A 460-nucleotide genomic window follows, 5' to 3' on the forward strand; every position below is an offset into this window, starting at 1 on the left:
GGCGGCTCATCCCCGCTCGCGCGGGGAACACAGGCCTTTGCGCTTACCCCTGGCCGTGACCGTCGGCTCATCCCCGCTCGCGCGGGGAACACCACTTCACTCACTATGGCTGCCGCCGCGACCGCGGCTCATCCCCGCTCGCGCGGGGAACACTTCTTCTCGTACTTGCGGACGCGCTTCTTAGCCGGCTCATCCCCGCTCGCGCGGGGAACACTCTGGGTATCGCTGGTTTGCCCGCGTCGGACGCGGCTCATCCCCGCTCGCGCGGGGAACACCCCTTCTTGCCCTTGGGCGTCTTGGCGCCTGGTGCGGCTCATCCCCGCTCGCGCGGGGAACACACGGGGAAGTTGAACGCTTCGCCTGTCATTTTCGGCTCATCCCCGCTCGCGCGGGGAACACCGCACCGACGGCACCGAAGGCAACCAGCTCCGCGGCTCATCCCCGCTCGCGCGGGGAACAC

At 69.6% G+C, this 460-nt stretch carries 1 CRISPR repeat array.

Going from position 1 to position 460, the window contains the following annotated elements:
• Nucleotides 1-2: 2 nt before the first annotated feature.
• Nucleotides 3-459: a CRISPR direct-repeat array (repeat unit 28 nt; unit sequence CGGCTCATCCCCGCTCGCGCGGGGAACA).
• Nucleotide 460: the final 1 nt, after the last annotated feature.

Origin of the sequence: Rothia sp. HMSC069C03, assembly GCF_001811075.1 — a bacterium.
GTDB classification, from domain to species: domain Bacteria; phylum Actinomycetota; class Actinomycetes; order Actinomycetales; family Micrococcaceae; genus Rothia; species Rothia mucilaginosa.